Origin of the sequence: Streptococcus sp. Marseille-P6264 (assembly GCF_902460355.1) — a bacterium.
In the GTDB taxonomy this organism is placed as follows: Bacteria; Bacillota; Bacilli; order Lactobacillales; family Streptococcaceae; genus Streptococcus.
Map to the genome: position 1 here is coordinate 1 of NZ_CABPTO010000011.1, position 4,818 is coordinate 4,818.

General features: G+C 33.8%; 5 protein-coding genes. 3 read left to right on the forward strand and 2 right to left on the reverse strand.

Features of this window, described 5'->3' with window-relative positions:
* Positions 1-129 precede the first annotated feature (129 nt).
* Together FZ941_RS10550 and FZ941_RS10555 are read right to left on the reverse strand one after the other, a co-directional pair.
* Positions 130-1,440, reverse strand: coding sequence for a sensor histidine kinase KdpD (locus FZ941_RS10550; RefSeq protein ID WP_148887825.1), 1,311 nt, complete (start codon positions 1,438-1,440; stop codon positions 130-132).
* On the reverse strand, positions 1,441-2,130 hold the full coding sequence (locus FZ941_RS10555) for a response regulator transcription factor (protein ID WP_148887826.1): 690 nt from the start codon (positions 2,128-2,130) through the stop codon (positions 1,441-1,443). It lies immediately after the preceding gene.
* 171 nt (positions 2,131-2,301) lie between these two features.
* On the opposite strand from FZ941_RS10555, the gene FZ941_RS10560 reads away from it, so the two are divergent.
* The 3 genes from FZ941_RS10560 to FZ941_RS10570 are packed head-to-tail and all read left to right on the forward strand — an operon-like array spanning position 2,302 to position 4,675.
* Entirely contained in the window at positions 2,302-3,210 is a 909-nt protein-coding gene (locus tag FZ941_RS10560; RefSeq protein ID WP_148887827.1) for an ABC transporter ATP-binding protein, read from the forward strand.
* Entirely contained in the window at positions 3,210-3,950 is a 741-nt protein-coding gene (locus FZ941_RS10565) for an ABC transporter permease (RefSeq protein ID WP_148887828.1), read from the forward strand. The genes FZ941_RS10560 and FZ941_RS10565 overlap by 1 nt, the downstream gene beginning before the upstream one ends.
* On the forward strand, positions 3,947-4,675 hold the full coding sequence (locus tag FZ941_RS10570; RefSeq protein ID WP_148887829.1) for an ABC transporter permease: 729 nt from the start codon (positions 3,947-3,949) through the stop codon (positions 4,673-4,675). The genes FZ941_RS10565 and FZ941_RS10570 overlap by 4 nt, the downstream gene beginning before the upstream one ends.
* The last annotated feature ends 143 nt before the right edge of the window (positions 4,676-4,818 follow it).

Below are 4,818 nucleotides of genomic sequence, written 5' to 3' on the forward strand. Positions count from 1 at the left end.
TCCTTTATTTGTGCACTCTTTTTTGTGTATAACAGAAAAATTTTTGATAAATATTTAGAAGATAAATAATGTGTCGCAATGCTCCAAATGGTTAGTTTTCTAAGTGTAAGCTTGTTCTTAGGCAGGTCATTATTCCTTTACTAAAGGTAAAGAAATGGTGACTTTTAAGCCTGGATGATTGTCTAAAAAAACAATTTCACCTTGATGTAATTTAATAATTTGTTTAGTGATAACCGTTCCCATACCATGTGATTCATAATTAGTTGATTTTTGATTTAGCTCAGTAATTTTTTGAGCTGTAATATCTCCTTGATCCGCAATGACGATGAGCACTTTATTATCAGATAATTGATAAGTCAGATCAATCTGGTTAGAGCCGCTGTGCATAATACTATTAAGCAAGAGATTTCTAAAAGCTCTTGCTAATAAAGTTACCTCTCCTTTTACCAACACTGTCTCGGTAGGCAAATCAAAATGAAGTGTAATTGTTTCATAATTATTCAATATATCGGCAATTACTGTTCGTAGGACAACGACCAAATCAAGATTGGAAAATTCGGAGTGACGCTTTTGGTTATCCAATAAGTAGCTCATATTGAGATTAGAAATCATTTCTTTCATAGTTTGAATCTGATTTTCAATTTCCTCTGTCTGCTTTCCTTTGCCATATTGCTGCTCTAACTGACTGTTATAACCTGATATGAGCATAAGAGGATTGCGTAAATCATGACTGACCCCTCTAATCCATTGCTCTTTCATCGTGTTGCTTTCTTCCAAAATATGAGATGTTTCATTGAGAGCTGTCTTAATTTCAGAGAAATTTCCCTTTTCTTTAAGAGCGATATTTTGACCTTGAGATAAAGAAGTGACAGCAGTAATAATCGGCTCCATCTCCTTTTTAATACGCAACTTTGATCGGCTCAAAAGAATAAAAATAAGTAAAAGAATAATACCCAAGAAAACAAGTCCCAAACTGAGAAAATTCCTAATAAATTGCGTATTAGCATAGAAATTAAATTTTGCTAAGGAATGCTTTTTAGGATAGCCCAAAACTAAAATTTGCTGACCACGTACATAGGAGAAAACAGGGTAATCTTCTAAATACCAACGTGAAAATTTAACCATATCAGCATTCGTATAATGCCTTTTGAGTCCTTTAGGTAAATGATAAGATTGGACAATATTGCCATCTTGATTCAGTACCATAGCCCAAGTATTTTGTTTATCCATTTCAATTTTGCTGCTTTTATCAAAATTGAAATTATTCTCTTGACTCGATTGAGCGATTTTAGTGTAAAGTAGTTCCGGTTTTTCCTTTCCATAGAAACTAAAATAAGCTGAGAAAACCAAACCATAAACAAAAACAAGTCCTATGATTAAAGCCAGGATTAATAGAACATACCTGGTTAATAACTTAGTAAAAAATTTAACGGTATCCATTTAATTCACCTTTAGTTTGTAACCCAAACCTTTAACCGTTATTAAGCTTTCTGGTTTAGAAGGATTGGCTTCAATCTTTTGTCGAATCTTACGAATATGAGCCATTAGGGTATTATCATAGCCTTGGTATTGTAATCCCCAGACCTTTTCTAAGAGTTGGTCAAAAGTGACAATGCGATTCTTATTATCATATAAGACCTTAAGAATACTGTATTCCTTAGCTGTCAGCTGAATCTCTAATTTTCCTTTGGTAATCAAGGCTTGGCCAAAATGCACCTGGCAAGCAGGCAAAACAAGGGTTTCTTCCTTTTCGGGATAGGCTCTTTTTAAGATGGAAAGAATACGCAGCTCCAAATCTCTTGGACGGAAAGGCTTGATAATATAGTCATCTGCCCCTAACTCAAAGCCCTGATATTGTTTTTCTATATCGGAGATTGCCGACAAAAACAAAACAGGAACCATTGAAGTCTTACGGATGCCCTTTAAAACTTCAAATCCTGATCCTTCAGGCAGCATAATGTCTAAAATAACTAAATCAAAAGATTTTTCTTCAAATTGCTCCAAAGCTTCTTTTTGTGATTGTACACTTGTTAGATTGCTAAACCCAGCAATGCTCAATGATTCTTGCACTATTTCTAAAATTTCTGGGTTATCGTCTAAAATTAAGATCTTCTTTTCTTTATAATTCATACTATTACCTCAACAAGACTAGTATAACACATTGCTTCCTTGGTCAAGGACTTTAAAGTAAAAATTAAGGAAGAATTAAGGTAATGAACAGGTTAAAATAAAGGAGGTTCATTATAATGAAAATAGCGAAAGGATATAACATCACTCTAAGATTTTTAAAGGAGAAAACAAATGAACAATTATATCGTTGAAACCAACCAATTAAGTAAGGATTTTTCAGGTGAAGTAGCCGTTAATCAGCTCTCTATTCATATTAGAAAAAATGAAATTTATGGTTTTTTGGGACCAAATGGTGCTGGTAAGAGTACTGCTATGAAAATGCTTTTAGGATTGTTGCAACCAAGCCACGGTTCCATTAAGCTCTTTGGAAAAACCTTTAATAGCAATCAAATATCACTCCTCTCAAATGTAGGTTCCCTCATCGAAGAGCCCTCTTACTATGCTAATTTGACCGGTTATGAAAATCTTGAAATTATCCAAAAATTACTTAAATTACCAAAAAGAAATATTGATGAAGTCTTAAAGATTGTCAGACTTTTCGATCAAAAAGATAAGCTAGTTAAAAACTATTCACTAGGCATGAAACAACGTTTAGGAATTGCGTTAGCTATTGTTAAATTTCCTAAATTACTGATTTTGGATGAGCCAACTAATGGTTTAGACCCTGCCGGTATTCAAGAAATTCGTGAGCTTATCAAGTCTTTACCAAAAAAATACGATATGACTATCATCGTTTCTAGCCATATTCTTTCAGAAATTGAACAGATGGCTACAACTGTTTGCATTATCAATCATGGTCAATTACTTTTTGAAGGCCACCTATCTGACCTTGAAGAAGATGAAAAATATCTGTTTGAGACCAGTGATGATGTAACTGCTAAAAGAATACTAATGTTCAATGGTTTTAATTTGGATGATGACCCAAAATTGATTATCAACGATAACAATAAAGTTAATATAGCCACTGCTATTCGACTCTTAGTTGAAAATAATGTTGATATTTATCAAGTTCGTATGATTCGTCGATCGCTGGAAGATGTTTTCCTTGATATGACAGGACGGGAAGGAAGTGTCTTGTAATGCTAAATTTACAATTAGAATTTATCAAACTAAAAAGACGGTCTTTCTTGTTATCTTTGATTGCTATTGTAGCAGTGGGCTTGATTTGGAGTAGCGTTGTTATCAAATATGAATTACCTAAAACACATGAGGCCTATAATGCCATTTATACCATGACTTACTTGAATGATTTTATTTTGCCACTTTTCATTGTAGTTTTAGCGTCTAGACTACTGGAATTGGAACATCTAGGCAAAACTTTTAAACTCTTGCAAACCAGTAACGAAAGTCCTTGGCAACTTTTTAAAGCTAAATTGACTGTGATGGCTATTTTTGCCTTTGTTGTCAGTTTGATTCAAACGCTTTTTCTGAAATTTATTATTCAAGGCATGCAGGTCAGTGTGACACCTGTTTCATTGAGTCTCTTTTTGTTCACAACTTTTTTGGTTTGTCTCTTTCTGTCTTGTTTACATCTTTGCTTAGCTTTTATCTATCCAAAGCCAAGTGTGACAGTAGTAACAGGCTTAATTGGTTCCTTCCTGTCATTTGTAGGTATCGGTGCGTTACCAGTTCCTATTCGTATTTTCATTCCTTGGCAATATTTCTCTATGATGGGAATCGCTAAACGGGTGGCTGGAACTAACACTTATCTTTTTCAATACGATAATGCTTATCCCTTTAAATTAGTCGTATTATTGCTTATCATTTTTTTAAGCATCTTTGCCAGTAAAAAACTCATTGGAAAGGCGGATCTATTATGATTACTTTTGAATTTAAAAAAATCAAAAAAAGTGCTATTCCGATAACGCTAATCTTCTTTAACCTTATTGGGTCCTTATTGGGAGCAATTATTTACGCTCTCAATCAAAAGGTGCTTCTAGATGGTACACAAGCTCGCGTCCTTTGGGGACAAACAGTTTTCTATTCCTCGCAGGTATTTACTCCTATTCTGATCGGGATTATCTGTTCCATCAGTTGTCAATTCGAGGAAAGCAATAAAAACTGGCAGCGCTTATTAAGTATTCCGGTTAAAGCCAATCGTATCATTTTATCAAAAATCACCAGCTTATCACTAGTCATGGCTATTAGTCAACTGATAGTTCTTCTCTTTTATATTATCAGCGCTTTGGTTTTGAAGGTACCTTTTGCAAATTATCTACTGGACTTTTTGCTTTGGTCTATCACAGGTTGGATAGCAACCATTACTATTGTCACCATCCAAATTTTTCTTAGTATTCGCTTAAAAAATTTCGCAGTGCCTATTCTTATATCAGCTATTTTGGCTATAGCAGGGCTTATGAGCCTATTTATTGGACAAGGTCTTTTTAGCATTTTCCCTTATGCTCAGATTGCTGTTGGTGATCGAGCTCGTTCTTTAGTCCCTTTTACCTTATCTGAATTTATCCTTTTCTTAGTTGTAAATGGTGCTTATATTTTTGTCTTCTATACCTTAGCAGTTAGACAGCTTAAAAAGAGATTTATTTAATCTCATTTATAGTAAAAAACAAGAAGAAAGCGAAGATTTATCGTAATTGTTATACAATTAATGATCAGCAAATAAAAAGTGTAGAGATTTAATAAGGATATATCATAAACCAGTTTCGTATGAGACTGGTTTACTTTTTTAGG